Annotated in this window: 18 protein-coding genes and 1 pseudogene; 2 read left to right on the forward strand and 17 right to left on the reverse strand. The window is 35.7% G+C overall.

From position 1 onward, the window contains the following. Positions 1 to 2: 2 nt before the first annotated feature. The 11 genes from AC3WVZ_RS25640 to AC3WVZ_RS25690 form a co-directional block, all read right to left on the reverse strand. Complete coding sequence (locus AC3WVZ_RS25640) at positions 3 to 1,088, reverse strand: D-alanine--D-alanine ligase (protein WP_000161427.1); 1,086 nt, start codon at positions 1,086 to 1,088, stop codon at positions 3 to 5. Between the two features lie 228 nt (positions 1,089 to 1,316). Next, positions 1,317 to 2,588, reverse strand: a complete 1,272-nt coding sequence (locus AC3WVZ_RS25645) for an MDR family MFS transporter (RefSeq protein WP_233936608.1) — start codon at positions 2,586 to 2,588, stop codon at positions 1,317 to 1,319. A gap of 108 nt (positions 2,589 to 2,696) precedes the next feature. Next, a complete protein-coding gene (bcaP, locus tag AC3WVZ_RS25650) occupies positions 2,697 to 4,112 on the reverse strand; it encodes a branched-chain amino acid transporter BcaP (protein ID WP_000809361.1) in 1,416 nt (471 codons plus the stop codon). Positions 4,113 to 4,342: 230 nt separating this feature from the next. Next, positions 4,343 to 5,515, reverse strand: coding sequence for a homogentisate 1,2-dioxygenase (locus AC3WVZ_RS25655; RefSeq protein ID WP_013141710.1), 1,173 nt, complete (start codon positions 5,513 to 5,515; stop codon positions 4,343 to 4,345). Next, a complete protein-coding gene (locus AC3WVZ_RS25660) occupies positions 5,481 to 6,437 on the reverse strand; it encodes a fumarylacetoacetate hydrolase family protein (protein ID WP_000674004.1) in 957 nt (318 codons plus the stop codon). The genes AC3WVZ_RS25655 and AC3WVZ_RS25660 overlap by 35 nt, the downstream gene beginning before the upstream one ends. Before the next feature lie 66 nt (positions 6,438 to 6,503). Further along, positions 6,504 to 7,622, reverse strand: a complete 1,119-nt coding sequence (hppD, locus tag AC3WVZ_RS25665) for a 4-hydroxyphenylpyruvate dioxygenase (RefSeq protein WP_000810922.1) — start codon at positions 7,620 to 7,622, stop codon at positions 6,504 to 6,506. 393 nt (positions 7,623 to 8,015) lie between these two features. Beyond that, a complete protein-coding gene (locus tag AC3WVZ_RS25670) occupies positions 8,016 to 8,126 on the reverse strand; it encodes a DUF3948 family protein (protein WP_001083689.1) in 111 nt (36 codons plus the stop codon). Between the two features lie 43 nt (positions 8,127 to 8,169). Next, the gene (locus AC3WVZ_RS25675; RefSeq protein ID WP_000654250.1) at positions 8,170 to 8,286 is read right to left on the reverse strand and encodes a DUF3948 family protein; all 117 of its coding nucleotides are present in this window, start codon (positions 8,284 to 8,286) and stop codon (positions 8,170 to 8,172) included. A 34-nt stretch (positions 8,287 to 8,320) separates the two neighbouring features. Continuing rightward, positions 8,321 to 8,437: a DUF3948 family protein gene (locus AC3WVZ_RS25680; protein ID WP_000654250.1), complete on the reverse strand. Its 117-nt coding sequence runs from the start codon at positions 8,435 to 8,437 to the stop codon at positions 8,321 to 8,323. Positions 8,438 to 8,471: 34 nt separating this feature from the next. Beyond that, positions 8,472 to 8,579, reverse strand: a complete 108-nt coding sequence (locus AC3WVZ_RS25685; RefSeq protein ID WP_098683442.1) for a DUF3948 family protein — start codon at positions 8,577 to 8,579, stop codon at positions 8,472 to 8,474. 43 nt (positions 8,580 to 8,622) lie between these two features. Further along, on the reverse strand, positions 8,623 to 8,730 hold the full coding sequence (locus AC3WVZ_RS25690; RefSeq protein WP_000664237.1) for a DUF3948 family protein: 108 nt from the start codon (positions 8,728 to 8,730) through the stop codon (positions 8,623 to 8,625). A gap of 441 nt (positions 8,731 to 9,171) precedes the next feature. On the opposite strand from AC3WVZ_RS25690, the gene AC3WVZ_RS25695 reads away from it, so the two are divergent. Beyond that, positions 9,172 to 10,032 (forward strand): Cof-type HAD-IIB family hydrolase, encoded by an 861-nt coding sequence (locus tag AC3WVZ_RS25695; protein WP_233935610.1) that lies wholly within the window; start codon positions 9,172 to 9,174, stop codon positions 10,030 to 10,032. Positions 10,033 to 10,103: 71 nt separating this feature from the next. On the opposite strand, the pseudogene AC3WVZ_RS25700 reads toward AC3WVZ_RS25695, so the two are convergent. The 6 genes and pseudogenes from AC3WVZ_RS25700 to AC3WVZ_RS25725 all read right to left on the reverse strand — a co-directional run. Further along, positions 10,104 to 11,473, reverse strand: a pseudogene (locus AC3WVZ_RS25700) (IS1182-like element ISBth7 family transposase); the annotation flags it as partial. A 131-nt stretch (positions 11,474 to 11,604) separates the two neighbouring features. After that, entirely contained in the window at positions 11,605 to 12,570 is a 966-nt protein-coding gene (locus tag AC3WVZ_RS25705; protein WP_001294518.1) for an ABC transporter ATP-binding protein, read from the reverse strand. Then, on the reverse strand, positions 12,567 to 13,547 hold the full coding sequence (locus tag AC3WVZ_RS25710; RefSeq protein WP_233935613.1) for an ABC transporter ATP-binding protein: 981 nt from the start codon (positions 13,545 to 13,547) through the stop codon (positions 12,567 to 12,569). Before AC3WVZ_RS25710 ends, AC3WVZ_RS25705 begins: the two co-directional genes overlap by 4 nt. Before the next feature lie 10 nt (positions 13,548 to 13,557). Continuing rightward, the gene (opp4C, locus tag AC3WVZ_RS25715) at positions 13,558 to 14,478 is read right to left on the reverse strand and encodes an oligopeptide ABC transporter permease (RefSeq protein ID WP_000451077.1); all 921 of its coding nucleotides are present in this window, start codon (positions 14,476 to 14,478) and stop codon (positions 13,558 to 13,560) included. A gap of 12 nt (positions 14,479 to 14,490) precedes the next feature. Further along, positions 14,491 to 15,447 (reverse strand): ABC transporter permease, encoded by a 957-nt coding sequence (locus AC3WVZ_RS25720; protein ID WP_000860749.1) that lies wholly within the window; start codon positions 15,445 to 15,447, stop codon positions 14,491 to 14,493. A gap of 103 nt (positions 15,448 to 15,550) precedes the next feature. After that, the gene (locus AC3WVZ_RS25725) at positions 15,551 to 17,278 is read right to left on the reverse strand and encodes an ABC transporter substrate-binding protein (RefSeq protein WP_233935615.1); all 1,728 of its coding nucleotides are present in this window, start codon (positions 17,276 to 17,278) and stop codon (positions 15,551 to 15,553) included. A gap of 369 nt (positions 17,279 to 17,647) precedes the next feature. Between AC3WVZ_RS25725 and AC3WVZ_RS25730 the strand changes: the two genes are divergently transcribed. Then, complete coding sequence (locus tag AC3WVZ_RS25730; protein WP_233935617.1) at positions 17,648 to 17,845, forward strand: hypothetical protein; 198 nt, start codon at positions 17,648 to 17,650, stop codon at positions 17,843 to 17,845. Positions 17,846 to 18,213: the final 368 nt, after the last annotated feature.

Here is an 18,213-nt window from a genome sequence, read left to right on the forward strand (position 1 = left end):
TGTTAGATTGTATATTTAATTTTTTGTTTTTCTTCGTGACGTTCAATCGCTAAACGAATTAGCTCTTCGATTAATTCTGGATACGGTAACCCAGTATGTTGCCATAATAGAGGGAACATACTGAACGGTGTAAATCCTGGCATTGTGTTTACTTCGTTAATATACACTTCTCCATCTTTCGTTAAGAAGAAATCAGCTCGCGTTAAACCTGCACCGTCTAATGATTGGAATGCAATAATCGCATCACGCTTAATTACATTAGATTCTTCTTCTGTCATTTCAGCTGGAATAATTAGCGCCGTATCACCATCGATATATTTCGACTTATAATCATAGAAGTCCTTTTTCGGAACGATTTCACCTACAACTGAACATTTCGGCTCATCATTACCTAGTACCCCAACTTCTACTTCACGACCTACAATATTTTCTTCTACAATAATTTTGCGATCAAATTGGAATGCCTCTACAAATGCATCCTCAAGTTCTTCACGATTTTTACACTTATTAATACCAACACTTGAACCAAGGTTCGCTGGTTTTACGAAGCAAGGATATCCTAACTTATCTTCTACTTTAGAATAAGCTTCCTCACGATTTTTTTCCCATGCACTACGAATGAAGGATGCATATTTTGCTTGTTTTAAACCAGCCTCTGCAAAGATGTTTTTCATAACAACTTTATCCATACCAGCAGATGATGCTAGAACACCATTTCCTACATAAGGGATATTCATTAATTCTAATAGCCCTTGAACCGTTCCATCTTCACCGTTTGGTCCATGTAGTAATGGGAAAATAACGTCAATAGCGTTCTCCTCAGAAGCTGCAGATGGGATAATTTCTGTACTTAATGATAACGGAGAAATCGCATTTTCTGCACCGCTCATTTTTAAAGCTTCAACATCTGTTACTTCGCCTTCAATACGCTCACCGCGTACCCATTGACCTTGTTCTGTAATATAAATTGGATGAATCTCGAATTTATCTTGATTTAACGCTTTAATAGCAGCAAGAGCCGTCTGTAGCGAAACTTGATGCTCAGCTGATTTTCCACCATATAATAAACCTAATTTAATTTTCGTCAATGAAATCACCCTAACCAATTGTTTTCATTTTTCTATTTTAGCACTTTTTATAAAAATAGGTAGTTCCTATTTGAAATAAAATGTAACTTCCATAAATAATTAAATAACATCACTTATTGGTTTTTCATTTCATTTTCTATATAACTACACAAAATAAAATGACAATCTAATCTAGTTATGTACCTAAAATATGTAGAAATCCCCTTTTTTGTGTATGTCACCTATTCACTAAGAAGATTGTTTGGTTAGTGTGTCTTTTTGCCTTTGCTCAACAAGGCGATCTAAAGAAACATATACAATACCTGCAACTACACATCCTACAGCTAAAATTGTAAATAGAAAGTGACCAAGTAATCGATCTAATAAAAAACCGCCCAAAAGTGGACCAAATGCGCTTCCTGTAATCCACTGCAAACTTGCAGCTCCCATATAAGTCCCTCTCAAATGCTCAGGGGCCAAATTTGCTACAAATGTCATCTGTACAGGCGACATAATCATTTCACCTAACGTATATAAAGCATAAACGAACAGTAGTGTTATTAAAATAATTGTAGCATTTGTATTAAATTCTCCAAACCACTTCGGTAACCACCCTATAAAAAATAATCCAATCCCGAATAAACATGCACCATATAACATCGTCTTCCCGACCGGTTTATCCGTAGACCATTTTGAAATTTGAAACTGGAATAAAACAACTAATAGTCCGTTTAACGCCATTAAATATGGATATGGATTGTTCGTTCCAAAAATACGCTTCATTTCATTATCAAAATGTAGTGGCAACATGCCTTCCGTTTGAGAAAACCCCATCGAAATGATAATACCTGCTAATAAGTAAATCATTAATGCCTTATCTCGCATTACAATTTTCCAAACTGCCCCAGATTCCTTTTCTTTATGTTCTTCCTTATCTGTCCTCTTTGGCATCGTCTCTTGAATAAGAAGTAATACAAGTAACGCATAAAATAGCATTGTAGAAGAGGCAATAATAAACACAAGGTTCTTTGACAACACAACTACTGATGCTCCCATTATCGGACCAATCGCAGCACCTATATTGTGTCCCATTCGTAATAAACCATATGCCTCTGTTCTTTTTTCTGGTGCCGTTACATCCGCGACCATAGCTGATGCAGCTGGATGAAATAAAGAATTACTCAACCCTAAAAAAATAGATAAAATTGCATATGGAATAAATCCTTCTATAAATAGAAAACCGAGCATTAATAATGCATTACTTGCCATAGAAAATATCATAATAGGCTTTCTTCCATATATGTCAGCAATTCTCCCTCCTATAAGTGATCCAAAACTTGCAGCAATTGGAGAAAGCGCCATAATAACCCCAACTTCCAACAACGAATCTACCTTATCTTTTAAATATAATGCAAAAAAAGGCATTAACATCATCATTGCAATTCCATTTAACGTCTCTCCAATAAATCGAATCCATACGTTACGGTCCATCTCCCTTAACTCACGCCACGTATTTTTCATCATTTCACCCCTTTAGTTAGCCAACAATTATCTTATAATAAGTTCAGAAAAATGTAAATTTTCAAATAAAAAAATCCATTCTAACAGAATTAGAATGGATTTTTTCACTTATAAATTTGCAACATCTTCTTCTTTTTTACTATTATTTAAAGCACTATGTTTTCGGCTATATAAGAAGTAAACCGCTATACCAATAACCATCCATATCCCAAAACTAATCCATGCTGTCCCCGATAATTGAAGCATTAAGTATAAACAGAAGATCACTGTTAATGCTGGTAAAAATGGTACAAGCGGAGCCTTAAATGCCCTTGGTAAGTCTGGATGTGTTCTTCTCATTACGATTACCGCAACAGCTACGAGTGCAAATGCTGACAATGTCCCCATATTTACAAGATGTGCTAAAACATTTAAATCTATTAATCCTGAAATCAGTGCCGCAATAATTCCCGTTGTCCATGTATTTAAAAATGGCGTTTTAAATTTCGGATGAACTTTAGCAAGACGTTTCGGCAGTAAACCATCTCGGCTCATCGCATAAGAAACACGAACTTGCCCATACATCATAACTAGCATTACTGTTGTAATCCCTGTAATTGCTCCTACTGAAATTACCCCCGCTAAACCATCTTGTCCAATAAATTGAAGTGCAAAAGCAACTGGATCTGATATATTTAGCTGTCCGTATGGAACAATTCCTGTCAAAATAAGCGAAACAACGATATAAAGAACTGTACAAATTAATAACGATGCAATAATACCAATTGGTAAATCACGTTGCGGACGTTTCACTTCTTCTGCCGCTGTTGAAACTGCATCAAATCCTATAAATGCGAAGAATACTGTAGCCGCTCCAGCCATTACACCATCTAAACCAAATGGCATAAAAGGCGTCCAGTTTTCAGGTTTCACATAATTAAAACCAGCAAAGATAAAAATAAGAACAACTGCTATTTTAATAAATACCATAATGTTATTTACTCGTGCACTTTCACGAACACCCCTAGATAAAAGAACTGTCATCACTAAAATAATTAGAACTGCAGGTAGATCAATTATTCCACCCTTACCTGTACCAGGAGCCGAGGAGAGAATAGTCGGAATATGAATTCCAAACCCCTTTAATAAAGATTGAAAATATGCAGACCAACCGTTCGCTACAGCAGATGTAGCAAGTAAATATTCCAGCATTAAGTCCCAGCCAATTAAAAATGCGAATACTTCCCCCATCGTCGCGTATGTATACGTATACACACTGCCCGAGACAGGAACTGAAGAAGCAAATTCAGCATAACAAAATGCAGCAAAGGCACAAGCTAGAGCGGCAATCGCAAATGATAATATAATAGCTGGCCCAGAATGTTTCGCTGCCACAACACCCGTTAGAACAAAAATACCAGTTCCAACAATTGCTCCGATTCCAAGCATAGTTAAATCTAGCGCGCCCAATGTTCTTGCTAACGTTTTTTGCTTACTTTCTTGCATTAACTTTGCAATTGGCTTCTTTTGAAAAATTTGCTTCATCTTTCACTCCTCCAAGTTTTAAATTTTCTGAAAATTTTTAATTCGCTTTTTTATTTTACTCATTACGCTTTTCCTAGTCAATACTTTTGTCGAAACAAGTAGAAATTCTTCTGAATATGCACAATCCTTATTATTCTTTCTATATATCTTTCCATTATTTTTTTGGTATTATTATACATGTCGATTCCGTGAAAAAGGCATGCCCCCTTATTGAGAGCATGCCTTTTTACTTATTTCACAGTATATGAACCTTGTTCAATCCAGCTATACATATACTTTTCATCTTCTGTTTCATGTGCTTGTTTTACAATACGAAGCGGACGGAATGTGTCTATCATAACAGCTAATTCAAGCGTCTCTTTCTTCCCTATACTTGCCTCTGTTTTCCCCGGATGCGGTCCATGGGGAATCCCGCTCGGATGAAGTGTAATAGAACCTTCTTCCACACCTTTGCGACTCATAAAGTTTCCTTCTACATAGTAAAGAACTTCATCACTATTAACATTACTATGATAATATGGTGCCGGAATTGACTCTGGATGATAATCGTATAAACGTGGTACGAAAGAGCAAATAACAAAATTATGTCCTTCAAATGTTTGATGTACTGGCGGTGGCTGATGAATGCGCCCTGTAATTGGTTCAAAATCCTCTACATTAAATACCCACGGATATAAATAGCCATCCCATCCCACAACATCTAACGGGTGGTGTCCTAAAACATGTTTATGCATATAGCCTCTTGATTTTGTCATTACGACAAACTCGCCTTTTTCATCATATGTCTCTAATTTTTCTGGACCACGAAGATCTCTTTCACAAAACGGACTATGCTCTAACAATTGTCCGTATTCATTTCGATAACGACGCGGCGTTGTAATTTGGCTATTCGCCTCTACAACAAGAAACTTAGTCTCTCCTTCATCTGGAATAACACGATAAATCGTTCCAATTGGAATCGTTACATAGTCGCCTTTTCTATAGTGAATCGTTCCAAACATCGTTTCAATTTTCCCTGTTCCATAATGAACAAATAACATTTCGTCGCCATCACCATTACGATAGAAATAATCCATTTTTTCTGTTGGACTCACTACTCCAATTAATAAATCTTCATTTCCAAGTATGAAATTCCGTCCACTTATTGCATCACCACTTTTTTTACTTTCTTTCGTTCGAAAGTGGCGATGAGAAAGAGCAACATCCTCTTCATACTGCAACTGACAAGAATGCGATAATGCAGAATGACCTACTTCTGTCGGCATATAATGATGATACAAAATAGACTGCGTACCAGAAAAACCTTTTGTTCCCATTACCTGTTCACGATAAAGCGATCCATCTTTTTTACGAAATTGTACATGTCGTTTATGAGGTAGTTCTCCCATGTGACGATAAAACATGCCCATCACCCGCTTCCTTTTCTTTTTTGATTGTATTACGTAGTGTACCTAAACCAGTAATCGACAGTTCTACAACATCTCCATCTTGTAGCCACTCTTCTGTACCCAGTTCTAAAATACATCCTGTTCCTACTGTCCCAGAACCAATCACATCTCCTGGATATAACGTAACGTCCTCTGAAGCACGTTCAATCATTTCAGCAAATGTATAGTAAATATCTTGGAAGTTTCCTTTTGATAATAGTTTTCCATTTACATGAGCAGTCATTTCTAAATTATATCGATCACCATTACGATAAACGTCTAATTCCTCTTTCGTAACAAGATGTGCTCCTAAAGAAGTTGCAAAGTCTTTTCCTTTCGCTGGACCGAGACCTACTTTCATTTCTGTTGCTTGTAAGTCTCTCGCACTCCAGTCGTTCATAATGCAATAACCAAAAATATATTCCTCTGCTTGCTCACGAGAAATATTTCGCCCTTCTCTTCCTATTACGCAAGCAATCTCCAACTCATAATCAAGCTTTTTAGACTTTTTCGGACCAATTACAAAATCACTGGAACCAATTACAGCACGATGATTAGTAAAATAAAAAACCGGAATATCATACCATTCAGGCACAACATCTAATCCTCTTCGTCCGCGAGCTGTTTTTACATGTTGTTCAAATGCGTAAAAATCTCGAATACTACTCGGATTAGGAAGAGCAGCTGTCAATTGTACTTCTTCTAAAGCATATATACCCTTATTTGGATTCTTAATATTCCGCACTACTTCTACATACTCATCCGCTTTCTCTAAAAAAGCAATCATAGAAGAAGGGATTTTCCCTTCACTAGCAAGATTCATATCTATTACTTTGTCACCTTCAAGCCATCCAGCCCGTAGTTCTTTTGAAGGAAGACGAAATGTAACAAATTTCATCCTGATTCCTCCTTATAAAAATGAAATTTCCACCAGCAAAGGGACTTTTGCTGGTGGATACAAATCTTATAAGTTTCCGCGACGCTCTTGTTCTCTTTCAATTGATTCGAATAACGCTTTAAAGTTTCCTTCACCAAATCCACGAGAACCTTTACGTTGAATGATTTCAATAAATAAAGTCGGGCGATCTACAATTGGTTTCGTAAAGATTTGTAGTAAGTAACCTTCATCATCACGATCTACTAAAATCTTTAATTCTTTTAACTTATCAATTTCTTCATCGATTTTTCCAACTCGTGCAGTTAACTCATCATAATAAGTATCAGGTGTATCTAAAAACTCCACCCCATTTGCACGAAGCGCTTCAACTGTTTTAACAATATCACTTGTTAATAAAGCAAGATGTTGTACACCAGCTCCATTATAGAATTCTAGATACTCTTGAATTTGTGACTTTCTCTTTCCATCTGCTGGTTCGTTAATAGGAAACTTAATACGACTTCCATTCGTCATAACTTTCGACATTAACGCCGAATACTCTGTACTAATATCGTCATCATCAAAATGAATCATTTGTTTAAAGCCCATAACATTCTCGTAATAACTAACCCACTCTTCCATTTTTTCAACATTACCAACTACATGATCAACAGCAATTAAACCAGACTCTTCAAATGGAATATTAAATTCTACCTTTTGGAATCCTGGCATAAATGCCCCTTTATAATTTTTACGCTCTACAAGCGTATGAATTGTATCACCATACGTACCAATAACTGCTTTTTTCAATGTACCGTCCTCATCTGTTAATTCCTGCGGTGGAGCAATTGCGACGGCACCACGTTTCACTGCTTCTGAGTATGCTTTATCAACATCATCAACAAGTAGTGCCACATCCTTCACGCCATCACCATGAGTCTTTACAAACTCTGCAATACGATTTTCACTACTTAAAGCTCCAGACACAACGAAACGCATATTTTTTTGCACAAGAACATAAGATACCTTTTCACGGTTTCCAGTTTCTAATCCAGAGTAAGCCACAATTTTGAATCCGAACGCTCTCGCAAGATAATAACTCGATTGCTTTGCATTCCCTACGTAAAATTCCAAATGATCTACATCACGTACTGGAAAAAAGTCCTCCATTTGTGCAGCTAGCGTATCCATAGATTTTTGTTTCATAATATCTTCATCCCCCTGTAAATAGATTAAATGGTCCATACTTAAAACCAACCGAAAACGTTTCCAACGTTAATTAATAGAAATTAGTTAGCAAGCTAACAAATTCTGACCTTTAAAATTTTCTATCTTTTCTGTCAAATTCCTCTTTTTTTCTTACATATAAAATTCGACTTTTTTCTCTTTGAAATAAAGCGGGATTTTATTCAGTGGATTTTTGATTATTCGTTGAATCAAGTTTCAACCGCAACGTTTAATTAGCCATGCATGCTGGATAATGAGGTAACTTTAATACTTGAGGGGATATAAGAAGAATATAAAAAAGACTCCAACATATTAACTACTTACTAATACGTTAGAGTCTTTATTTTTTTTGAATGATTGTATTTATATATCTCATACTAATACATTTGCAAGGAATAGAATAAATGATGTTAATATTACCGCTCCACCTAAGGATCCTAATAAATCTATTTTTGTTACTTGAAACACTTGTTCACTGTTCATATCCCTCATTCTCCTTCCTTTTTTGTTTGATTTAAAACTTCTATTATACTAATACACTTGATAAAAATACGATTAATGCTGTTAATACTACCGCTCCACTTGCTGATCCTACGAAGTCACCTTTTGTTACTTGTAATACTTGCTCTTTCATATCTTTCATTCTCCCTTCCTTTTCTTTTGTTACAAAGCTTCTATTATACTAATACGCTTGATAGAAATACGATTAACGCTGTTAATACTACTGCTCCACTTGCTGATCCTACGAAGTCACCTTTTGTTACTTGTAATACTTGCTCTTTCATATCTTTCATTCTCCCTTCCTTTTCTTTTGTTACAAAGCTTCTATTATACTAATATGCTTGATAGAAATACGATTAATGCTGTTAATACTACCGCTCCACTTGCTGATCCTACGAAATCACCTTTTGTTACTTGTAATACTTGCTCTTTCATACCTTTCATTCTCCCTTCCTTTTCTTTTGTTACAAAGCTTCTATTATACTAATACGCTTGATAGAAATACGATTAATGCTGTTAATACTACCGCTCCACTTGCTGATCCTACGAAATCACCTTTTGTTACTTGTAATACTTGCTCTTTCATATCATTTATCCTCCCTTTTTATAAGTTATCTATATGTAATTTCTAAGAAATGTTTATTTCATAGTTTTTATGTTAACGTTACATTAAATTTGATAACGTAACGTTTGTAACATTAATGTAACATAACTATTATTACGTTGCAATATAATTACGTAAAATTTATTACACTTTTTTTACGTTTTTTTATAATAATCCTCAAAAGCCTTTATTTAATGCGTTTTTCACTAAGTTCACGTTTGTAACATTCGTGTAACATTACAGTCATAAAGTGAAATGTAGTCATATTCCTCTCTATTTTTGTTACAAATCGTTTATTTAGTGACACTAAACCTATCTAATCTTTACTTACTTTTAATATGAGATAAAATACCGTCTTTCCAAGATAAGTTTATATGTTTCCTCTATATAACTATGTATAATAAAAACAAAGAGGTGGTCATTTTGAAATTAATCGCATTAGATATGGATGGTACACTACTATCATCTAATCTTGAAATCTCCAAAGAAAACCTACAAGCAATCCAAACTGCACAAGAAGCTGGTCATATTGTAATGATCTGTTCTGGTCGTGCGAAAGAGGATGCTTTAAAGCTATTGGAAGAATATAAAGTATCTCTTCCAGTCGGAGCAAGCAATGGGGCTATTGTTTATGTGGATGGAAAAGTAATTAACTCGCGTTGTATACAAAACGACAAAGTGTACAAACTTGCAAAATTACTAGAATCTGAAGGTTTCCCATATAAGCTATATACGAATAAAGGAGTTTATTCTCCATATACATGGCAAGATCAAGTGATGCAAGCATTCGAAGAAAATAAGCATGCGCTTGATGTTACATTAGAGGAACTTGAACGAATTACAGAAAAGCAAAAGAAATCGAACCTAATTACTGATTTCAAAAAAATAGAAGATGTTGTAAATAACCAAGAACTAGAAATATCTAAATTCTTCATTTTAACGTTTAATGCAGCGCATCGCGCACAACTATTAAGTATATTACAAGAAGATGCTGATATTATGGTTACAGCATCGGCTCCTACTAACTTAGAAATTATGGATAAGAATGGACATAAAGGAAACGGGATACAGCAGATGGCAGCTCATTTTAATATCCCTATTGAAGATACAATTGCTATTGGTGATAATTTTAATGATGTACCGATGTTAGAAGTAGCAGGCTTATCTGTTGCAATGGGCAACGCTGAAGAAGATGTAAAAAAGCTATGTGATGTTGTAACACTAACAAACAATGAACATGGTGTTGCTCACGCAATCGAGCAATTTGTATTGAAACAAACTTAATCTAGTAAATAAAAAAAGGAATCTTTTTTGATTTTAGCGAATAAAAACAACATAAAATAATAGAATTTTAAAAAATAGCCCTCCACCTGACCCTTTTTGGTCAGGTGGAGGGCTATTTTTTTCATGTTTTGACAAGCTGCGGTGAGATAAGCTTGCATTTGGACAGACTTCAGCCCTCGAAACCGGGCATAGCGGTAGCCATGTAGTTCTTTGGCGTCTGCAAAGCTTCGCTCTATAGTGGAACAGCGTACTTTATACAACCTTTTCCCTGTAGCTGTTAGCTTGTTTTTTCTAGCAATATCCTTATATTTCTCCCACACATGATGAGTGATAACTTTTTGTTTTTGTTTCTTTGAAAAGCACACCTCACGTAACGGACAAACAGCGCAGTCTTCTGGATTCGATTTGTATTGACGGTATCCTTCACGATCAGTTGTTACATATTCTAGAATACATCCCATCGGACAAGCGAAAACATTCATTTCTTCTACATATTTAAATTGGCTTTTCGGTACTTCTTTATTCCGTTTTCCAAATCGGCGATACCCCATCACCATAAATATATTCCGTTCTGATAGTTTCTTACAGATATATCCTGTAAAATAGCCAGCATCAAGGGCAACAGCTTCTACTTTGAAGTCGAATTTATCAATCTGAGCTTGGAGGCGTGCTAAATACGGCTCGGAATCTGCCATATTTCCAGCCGTTACATAGGTATCTGTAATAATATTGTACTTCGCATCAGTCGTACGATGATCCAAGAAATGAAAACCATTTGGTTTTCCATCTCTCATTAAAAATCCACTATCTGGATCCGTTGTACTTATACGAGTTTTTTTGGTAGGGGTATCACTTTCCTTTCTAGGTTTTAATTCTTTTTTCCATGTACCTCACGATCTTCGATTACCGCAGCTTCTAGCTCGTCTATATAAAACTTTGCTTTTTCTTTTTTATATTTATGTACAAATTTATTTTTATTGGCATTGGCCTTAATATGTGTAGAATCTGTCATCAGTGCACGTCCTCCTACCATCCGGTGCTCCGTCGCTTGTCTCACAATCTCATCAAAAATTTCTTCGAAAATATTTGTATGAATAAAACGAGTACGACGATTCCAACTGATTGTAGAGTGATCCGGAATAGTATCCGATAGAGAAAACCCTAAAAACCAACGGTAGGCAATATTCGTTTTAATTTCCTTTTCCAATTGACGCTCAGAACGAATACCGTAAAAATATCCAATAAACATCATCTTAAATAAAACAATAGGATGAATGGACGGGCGTCCATTGTTTTCACAGTAATAAGGGCGTAACTTCTCTTCAATAAAATCAAAACTAATTGTCGCTTCAATTGCACGAAGGAAATGATCTTGTGGAACCAACTCTTCTACAGAAACAGATACACGCTCATCACGATGATTTTTTAAAGCACCCATCATAAAAAATCTCTCCTTTTCCTCTTTTTTATCAGTGTTGACACATAAAAAGAGGTTCAGACACAAAAACAGGCTGTGGAGAAGACTTTCTCCACAGCCTGAAAAGGACTCTTTCAATTTGAAAGAGTCCTTTTTTATACGTGATGACAAGCAACAAAATGCTCTGCACCAACATTACGGAATTCTGGTACTATTTTTTTACAAACATCCGTTGCAAATGGGCAACGTGTATGAAAACGACAGCCCGAAGGTGGATTTGCTGGACTTGGAATATCCCCTTCTAGTATAATTCGCTCTCGCTTCACTGTTGGATCTGGTATTGGAACAGCTGATAACAATGCTTTCGTATAAGGATGTAGCGGATTGGTAAATAACTCATCACGCGGTGCTGTCTCCACAATCGTACCTAAATACATAATTCCGATTTTCGTACATAAATGTTCTACTACACTTAAATCATGCGAAATGAATAAATAAGATAATCCCTTTTTCTCTTGTAACTCACTAAATAAATTAATAATTTGTGCTTGGATAGATACATCTAGTGCCGCCACAGGTTCATCAGCTACAATAAATTCCGGATTTAATACCATAGCTCTTGCGATTACGATACGCTGACGTTGTCCACCAGAAAACTCATGGGGATACCGGTCAATATGATAAGGAGCTAACCCACATAACTCCAATACTTCAATTACCTTTTCACGAACATTTTCTTTCGTCGCTAATCCGTGGGCCAACATTGGCTCTCCAAGCGCTTCTCCAATTCTCATTCTCGGATTTAATGAGCTAAATGGATCTTGGAAAACGAGCTGCATATTAGGGCGATGTTTTCTTAATTCATCCTTGGATAAAGAATGAACATCTTTCCCTTTAAACTTCACTTCTCCCTCCGTTTTTTGAACGAGGCGTAAAATTGTTTTTCCTATTGTTGTTTTTCCGCTCCCTGATTCGCCAACGAGACCAAACACTTCACCTTTATTAATAGTAAAACTTACTCCATCAACCGCTTTTACATGCCCAATTGTTCTACTAAATACGCCACCCTTAATTGGAAAATATGTCTTTAGATTTTTTACCTCTAATAATGGTTCACTCATTGTTCCGCACGCTCCTCATATAGCCAGCAAGCTACTTTATGATTTTCATCATTTACATTTAGATTTGGGGCTTCTTTCCCACATATTTCCATACAATACTCACAACGCCCACTAAAGTAGCAAAACTCACCTAAACCAACTAAATTCGGAACTTGCCCTGGAATAGAATATAGTTTATCTATTCGTTTTCCCATTACTGGTTTTGATTTCAATAATCCTTTCGTATAAGGATGTTTTGGATTTTGGAATATCTCTAGTACTGGGGCTTCTTCGATAACTTTCCCGCCATACATAACGACAACATAATCAGCCATTTCCGCTACGACACCTAAGTCATGTGTAATTAATAAAATCGACGTTTTAAATTCTTCTTTCACTTGTCTTAGTAGATCCAATATTTGAGCCTGAATAGTAACATCAAGAGCTGTTGTTGGTTCATCCGCAATTAATAACTTAGGATTACAACTAAGTGCAACAGCAATCATAATACGTTGTAACATCCCGCCGCTCAGTTCATGCGGATAAGAATGGACGATTTCATCAGCGCGGGCTATGCCAACTTTACGAATTAACTCAATTGCCTTCTTATATGCTTCATTTTTACTAAGTAATTCATGCTCCCTTAACGTTTCTACAATTTGCTCTCCTACAGTGAAGACGGGGTTTAGCGATGTCATCGGTTCTTGGAAAATCATCGCAATATCATTCCCTCGTAAACTACGAAGCTCTTTCTCTTTCATTCCTAAAAGACTTTTTCCTTCATATAAAATATCTCCACCTACTACACTGCCTGATTCAGCAATAAGTCCCATAATAGATAACGCCGTTACACTTTTTCCGCAACCAGATTCACCTACAACACAAACAGTTTCACCTTCTCGAACAGAAAAACTAACATGATTCACAGCTTTTACTGTCCCTTCTTCTGTCTGAAAGTGTGTTTGTAAATCTTTCAGCTCTACTACCGCTTTACTCATATCTCCTCACCTACCGTCTCATCTTTGGATCTAATGCATCACGAAGTGCATCACCAAGTAAATTAATTGATACAACTGTTATAAAGATTGCAAAACCAGGCGGAATCCATAACCATGGACGCTTTTGGAAATCGATTAATGAGTTAGCTGCGCTAATCATGTTCCCCCATGATGGTGTAGGTGGAACGACTCCAAGACCTAAGTAACTTAGTGCGGATTCTCCCAAAATAGAACCTGCAACACCTAATGTAGATACGACAATTAAAATGGGTAAAACATTAGGTATTAAGTGATATATAATTTTCCGGTAATCTTTTATTCCTAACACATCCGCAGCTTGCATAAATGCTTGCTCCCTAAGTGATAAAATTTGCCCTCTTACAAGGCGTGCAAGCCCTGGCCAACCTACTAAACTTAAAATAATCATAATGACATACAAACGATAATCAGACGGTACTTTCCACTCTGATAAAATCGCACCCATTATAATAAGTAACGGTAATCCTGGCATCGACATTAAAATATCTGCAAGTCGCATAATAATATTGTCCACAATACCACGATAAAAACCTGCAATCGCTCCTAATAAAGCTCCAAGTATAACCGATAAAACCATTGAAGCTAAACCAATGGTTAATGAAATACGTCCCGCTTGCATAAGCCTTGTTAAAATATCTCTTCCTAATTGATCTGTACCAAGCCAATGAGAAAAACTAGGTGGTTTGTTAATGAGCGCAACTTGTATTTTTCCTGATGCATATGGAGAAAAGAACGGACCGATAAAACAAAATAAAAACATAAAAATTAATGCATAAAACCCTACAAGTGCCATCTTATTTTTCTTTATCTTTTTAAAAGCTTGTCGCCATGGTGATGATTCATTTCTTCTCTTTTTTTCTTTTTTTTCTGTAATTACTGTAACAGTCTCCATTTCTTTCCCCCCTTACTTCAACCGAATTCTTGGATCAACAACTGCATATACGATATCTGCTAAAAAGTTTGAAACGATTGTTAAACAAGAAAGAAACATCGTAAATGCCATCAATACTGTATAGTCACGGAAATTTAATGCTTCTAATTGAATATTACCAATCCCTGGCCAGTTAAAAATTTGTTCAATAATAATTGCCCCAGAAAACAATCCAGGTAATTCAAATGCTAATAACGTAATTGCCGGTAAAATTGCATTTTTTAATGCATGCTTATAAATAACCGTCTTCTCCTTCAAACCTTTCGCTCTTGCTGTTCGTATGTAATCTTGTCTTACAACCTCTAACATACTTGTTCTAAAATAACGAGTTAGCGAGCCGACCCCAAGAAGTGTCAAAATAAATACTGGTAAAATCATATGTTTTGCAACTTCTATCACGTAAGCAACTCCTGTTGAATTACTGCCAACATCAATCATTCCACCTATCGGTAATAACTTAAAGTCAACCGCAAACACCTTAATTAAAAACAAACCGATAAAGAATGAAGGGAATGACATTGCTGCAAAAACACCGATTGTTACAAGTTTATCGAATAAAGAATGTTGCTTCGTCGCCGAGAATACACCGATAATAAGTGCAATTAGCCAAATAAAGAACAATGCAATAATTGCTACACTAAAAGAATTCCAAATAAATTTATTTAATAATGACGTTACAGGCTCTTGATATTGAAGCGAGAAGCCAAAGTCCCCTTGCAATGCATTACCTAACCAATGAAAATAACGCTCAACAATTGGTTTGTTCAACCCATATAACTCCCTCAGTTCAGCTGCTCTTTCCGGTGTAATTTTCGGGTTTGAATCAATATAATCCCCAGGAAGAAGTGCGAACAGGACGAAGATAATAATTGATGTACCAAGCAGTGTAGGAATCATTTGTAACAACCTACGAACAATATATGTTTTCACCCTTTTTCTCTCCAATCTTATGCTTAAAATAGAAGAACATTTTTTCAAAGCGGCACATTACTAACCGAATGAAAAAATGTCTTCTACTTATACATTCTTATCGTTATTTTTCAAATGATAATACTGGTAAGTTTGCACTAATACTGTTGTACTTTTCAGGATCAATTCCTTTTATATTCCCGTTATAACCAGTAATTGTTCTACGGTAGTTTAATAGAATTACTGGTGGATCATCACTTAATTCTTTATACAATTCTTTATAAATAGGTTTACGCTTTTCGATATCTACAGTTTCAATACCTTTTTGAATTAGCTCATCTACTTTTGCATTCTTATAACCAAGACTAGTTTCATTTGCAGTAGACAAATATTCACCAGCTGTTTCACTCGGATCACTTGTAATCGGTGTCGAAACAGAAGCTAAATCATAATCCCCTTTGTTTACCTTAGAAAGCATCGTATTAAAGTCCATAAATTCAGGATTAAACTCTACACCTATTTCTTTATAATTCTCTTTCGCAATCGGAATTAATAAATCACTATCTTTAGCCGAACTTGGACCGAAATAAGAAAGTTTTAATTTTTGACCATCTTTTTCACGAATTCCATCCGAACCAACTTTCCACCCTGCTTCATCTAATAATTTTTTCGCTTTTTCTTTATCGTATTCGTATTTATTAACTCCTTCTTCCGTATAAGCCCAAGAAGTTGGATGAATTGGTACATTGGCTACTGTACCGTATCCTTTTAACGCTGTATCAACATATTTTTTGCGGTCTAATCCGTAAATAAGTGCTTGGCGAACCTTTTTATCCTTTAAATAAGGCTTATTATTATTCATATAAATATAACTAAATGACGGTGCTGTTTCGATTTGGATATTGGCGAATTCTAAAGCCTTAGCCTGTTCAAGAACCTCATCACCAGTACCTAAGCCAGTATGGTCAACTTCTCCTGTTTGGAATAACTGAAGCTTCGTATCACCAGAAGTAATTTTATAAATGAAGTTTTGAATTTTTGGTTTACCCGCATAATAATTTTCGTTTGCTACAAAACGAACTTCTTGACCTGGAATATACTTTTCAAATTTATATGGACCCGCAGCTAATGGCTTTCCATATAAATCTTTTAAGTAATCTAAGCTTGTATTTTGCTTATAATCTTTTCCATAATAAGCTTTTGATAGTACTGTACCTCCTAAAACAAATATAGCTTGTGAATTCACTTTTTCAGTTGTAATTTTAATTGTTTGTGGATCAACAACTTGAATACCTTCAATTGAAGTTGCTTTTCCTTCCTTATATTCTTTACCACCTTTAACCGCATATTGAGAGATATCTACTTCACCTTCATATGCCTTATCATGTAAAAGCGTCAATGTGAAAGCTACATCATCCGCCGTTAATGGCGATCCATCACTAAATTTCAAATCTTTACGTAAATGGAATGTATATGTTAACTGATCAGAAGAAACGTCCCACTTCTCAGCTAATTCTGGAATTGGTTTCCCTTGTTTATCGGTTGATACAAGAGATGCAAAAATAACTGAAGTTACGTTTCCATCCCAACCATTTTGTTGGAAGTATGGCAAAAATACGCCGCCTGGCTTACTAATACCAACTACTAACGTATCTTTTCTATTCTTCGCTTTGTCTGGCACTTTCGTTTTATCTGTCGCAGCGATCTTTTCAATTTTCACATTTTTTAAATCCTGCTGTTTAACCGGCTCTGTAGAAGCCGTATCCTCCTGTCCCCCACAAGCAGATAACACAAGCGAACTACTAAGTAATACTGAAAATACACCAGCCCATTTTTTTGTCTTTTTCTTCATTGTCCCCACCCTAACTGTTTAATAGTTATACCCTTTGAACTTATTAGCTTATGTATGCCTCCCACAGCATATTTATAGCCAATCGGAAAAGTCGGTTTTAATCGTAAAAAAATAGATGTTTTTGAGGGGTAACAATCTTATTCCGACCTTTCCGGTAGACTTTATGGTTATTAGCTTATATCGTTCATTATGTTTTGTCAATTCTTTCTAAATAAATATTTTTAGAATTTTTCCAAAATTATCACTCTACATTTATACTTTAAGAAAACTCAGCTATAATTCATATTAAAAAACTTAAAAATCTACTTCTATTCCTTCAACATGAAACATAGAATACTAATAACCAATTACCAAAAAGGGGGCGAAAATATGGACAACCTATTCCAATACGTCCTGCACTACGTATTATTAACAATTATGATAGTCGGAGCGCTATTACTATTCCCGTTCTTCCCAAAGTTCGTCCTCTTTTTAGCTTTTTTTATCATGCTCGGGATCGCTATTATAATTTCAACGATAGAAGATGCCACGCAAAAAGAGAGCAGGGTTCAGCGCGTAAAGCTGTAACTTTGCTCTCTTTTCGTTTTCATTCAATAGTCTCTTTTATACATATTTATCCCGCTATTTGCCGGGCAGTAAGAACCCCACCTCAAAATTCAGCGAAAGCAAAAGAAGTTAGGTCGGAGTCGGGCTGCCCGTAAAAGCCCTCACTTTATCTCTCAGGAAATAATTAGCCTTTGTTTTTGTAATTACTCCTATCGAAAAGCCACTAATGACATTTCTTTTTCACCTTATCATTTTCATATGTTTCACAAACTATGCAAATTGAGGAACACGGATTTATCTAAGTTACTGTTTCACGTGAAACACATCTCTTCATTTAATCTTTAAAGCAAAATATCATTATGAAAAAGCCACTTCCTCCAACAAAACTG

Source organism: Bacillus sp. CPT56D-587-MTF (genome assembly GCF_058792335.1).

Excerpts from the sequence above, each read along its gene's own strand:
- AC3WVZ_RS25645 (WP_233936608.1), bottom strand. The coding sequence starts at position 2,588 with ATGAAAAATACGTGGCGTGAGTTAAGGGAGATGGACCGTAACGTATGG.
- bcaP (WP_000809361.1), bottom strand. The coding sequence starts at position 4,112 with ATGAAGCAAATTTTTCAAAAGAAGCCAATTGCAAAGTTAATGCAAGAA.
- AC3WVZ_RS25655 (WP_013141710.1), bottom strand. The coding sequence starts at position 5,515 with ATGTTTTATCGTCACATGGGAGAACTACCTCATAAACGACATGTACAA.
- AC3WVZ_RS25660 (WP_000674004.1), bottom strand. The coding sequence starts at position 6,437 with ATGAAATTTGTTACATTTCGTCTTCCTTCAAAAGAACTACGGGCTGGA.
- hppD (WP_000810922.1), bottom strand. The coding sequence starts at position 7,622 with ATGAAACAAAAATCTATGGATACGCTAGCTGCACAAATGGAGGACTTT.
- AC3WVZ_RS25670 (WP_001083689.1), bottom strand. The coding sequence starts at position 8,126 with ATGAACAGTGAACAAGTGTTTCAAGTAACAAAAATAGATTTATTAGGA.
- AC3WVZ_RS25675 (WP_000654250.1), bottom strand. The coding sequence starts at position 8,286 with ATGAAAGATATGAAAGAGCAAGTATTACAAGTAACAAAAGGTGACTTC.
- AC3WVZ_RS25680 (WP_000654250.1), bottom strand. The coding sequence starts at position 8,437 with ATGAAAGATATGAAAGAGCAAGTATTACAAGTAACAAAAGGTGACTTC.
- AC3WVZ_RS25685 (WP_098683442.1), bottom strand. The coding sequence starts at position 8,579 with ATGAAAGAGCAAGTATTACAAGTAACAAAAGGTGATTTCGTAGGATCA.
- AC3WVZ_RS25690 (WP_000664237.1), bottom strand. The coding sequence starts at position 8,730 with ATGAAAGAGCAAGTATTACAAGTAACAAAAGGTGATTTCGTAGGATCA.
- AC3WVZ_RS25705 (WP_001294518.1), bottom strand. The coding sequence starts at position 12,570 with ATGAGTGAACCATTATTAGAGGTAAAAAATCTAAAGACATATTTTCCA.
- AC3WVZ_RS25710 (WP_233935613.1), bottom strand. The coding sequence starts at position 13,547 with ATGAGTAAAGCGGTAGTAGAGCTGAAAGATTTACAAACACACTTTCAG.
- opp4C (WP_000451077.1), bottom strand. The coding sequence starts at position 14,478 with ATGGAGACTGTTACAGTAATTACAGAAAAAAAAGAAAAAAAGAGAAGA.
- AC3WVZ_RS25725 (WP_233935615.1), bottom strand. The coding sequence starts at position 17,278 with ATGAAGAAAAAGACAAAAAAATGGGCTGGTGTATTTTCAGTATTACTT.
- AC3WVZ_RS25730 (WP_233935617.1), top strand. The coding sequence starts at position 17,648 with ATGGACAACCTATTCCAATACGTCCTGCACTACGTATTATTAACAATT.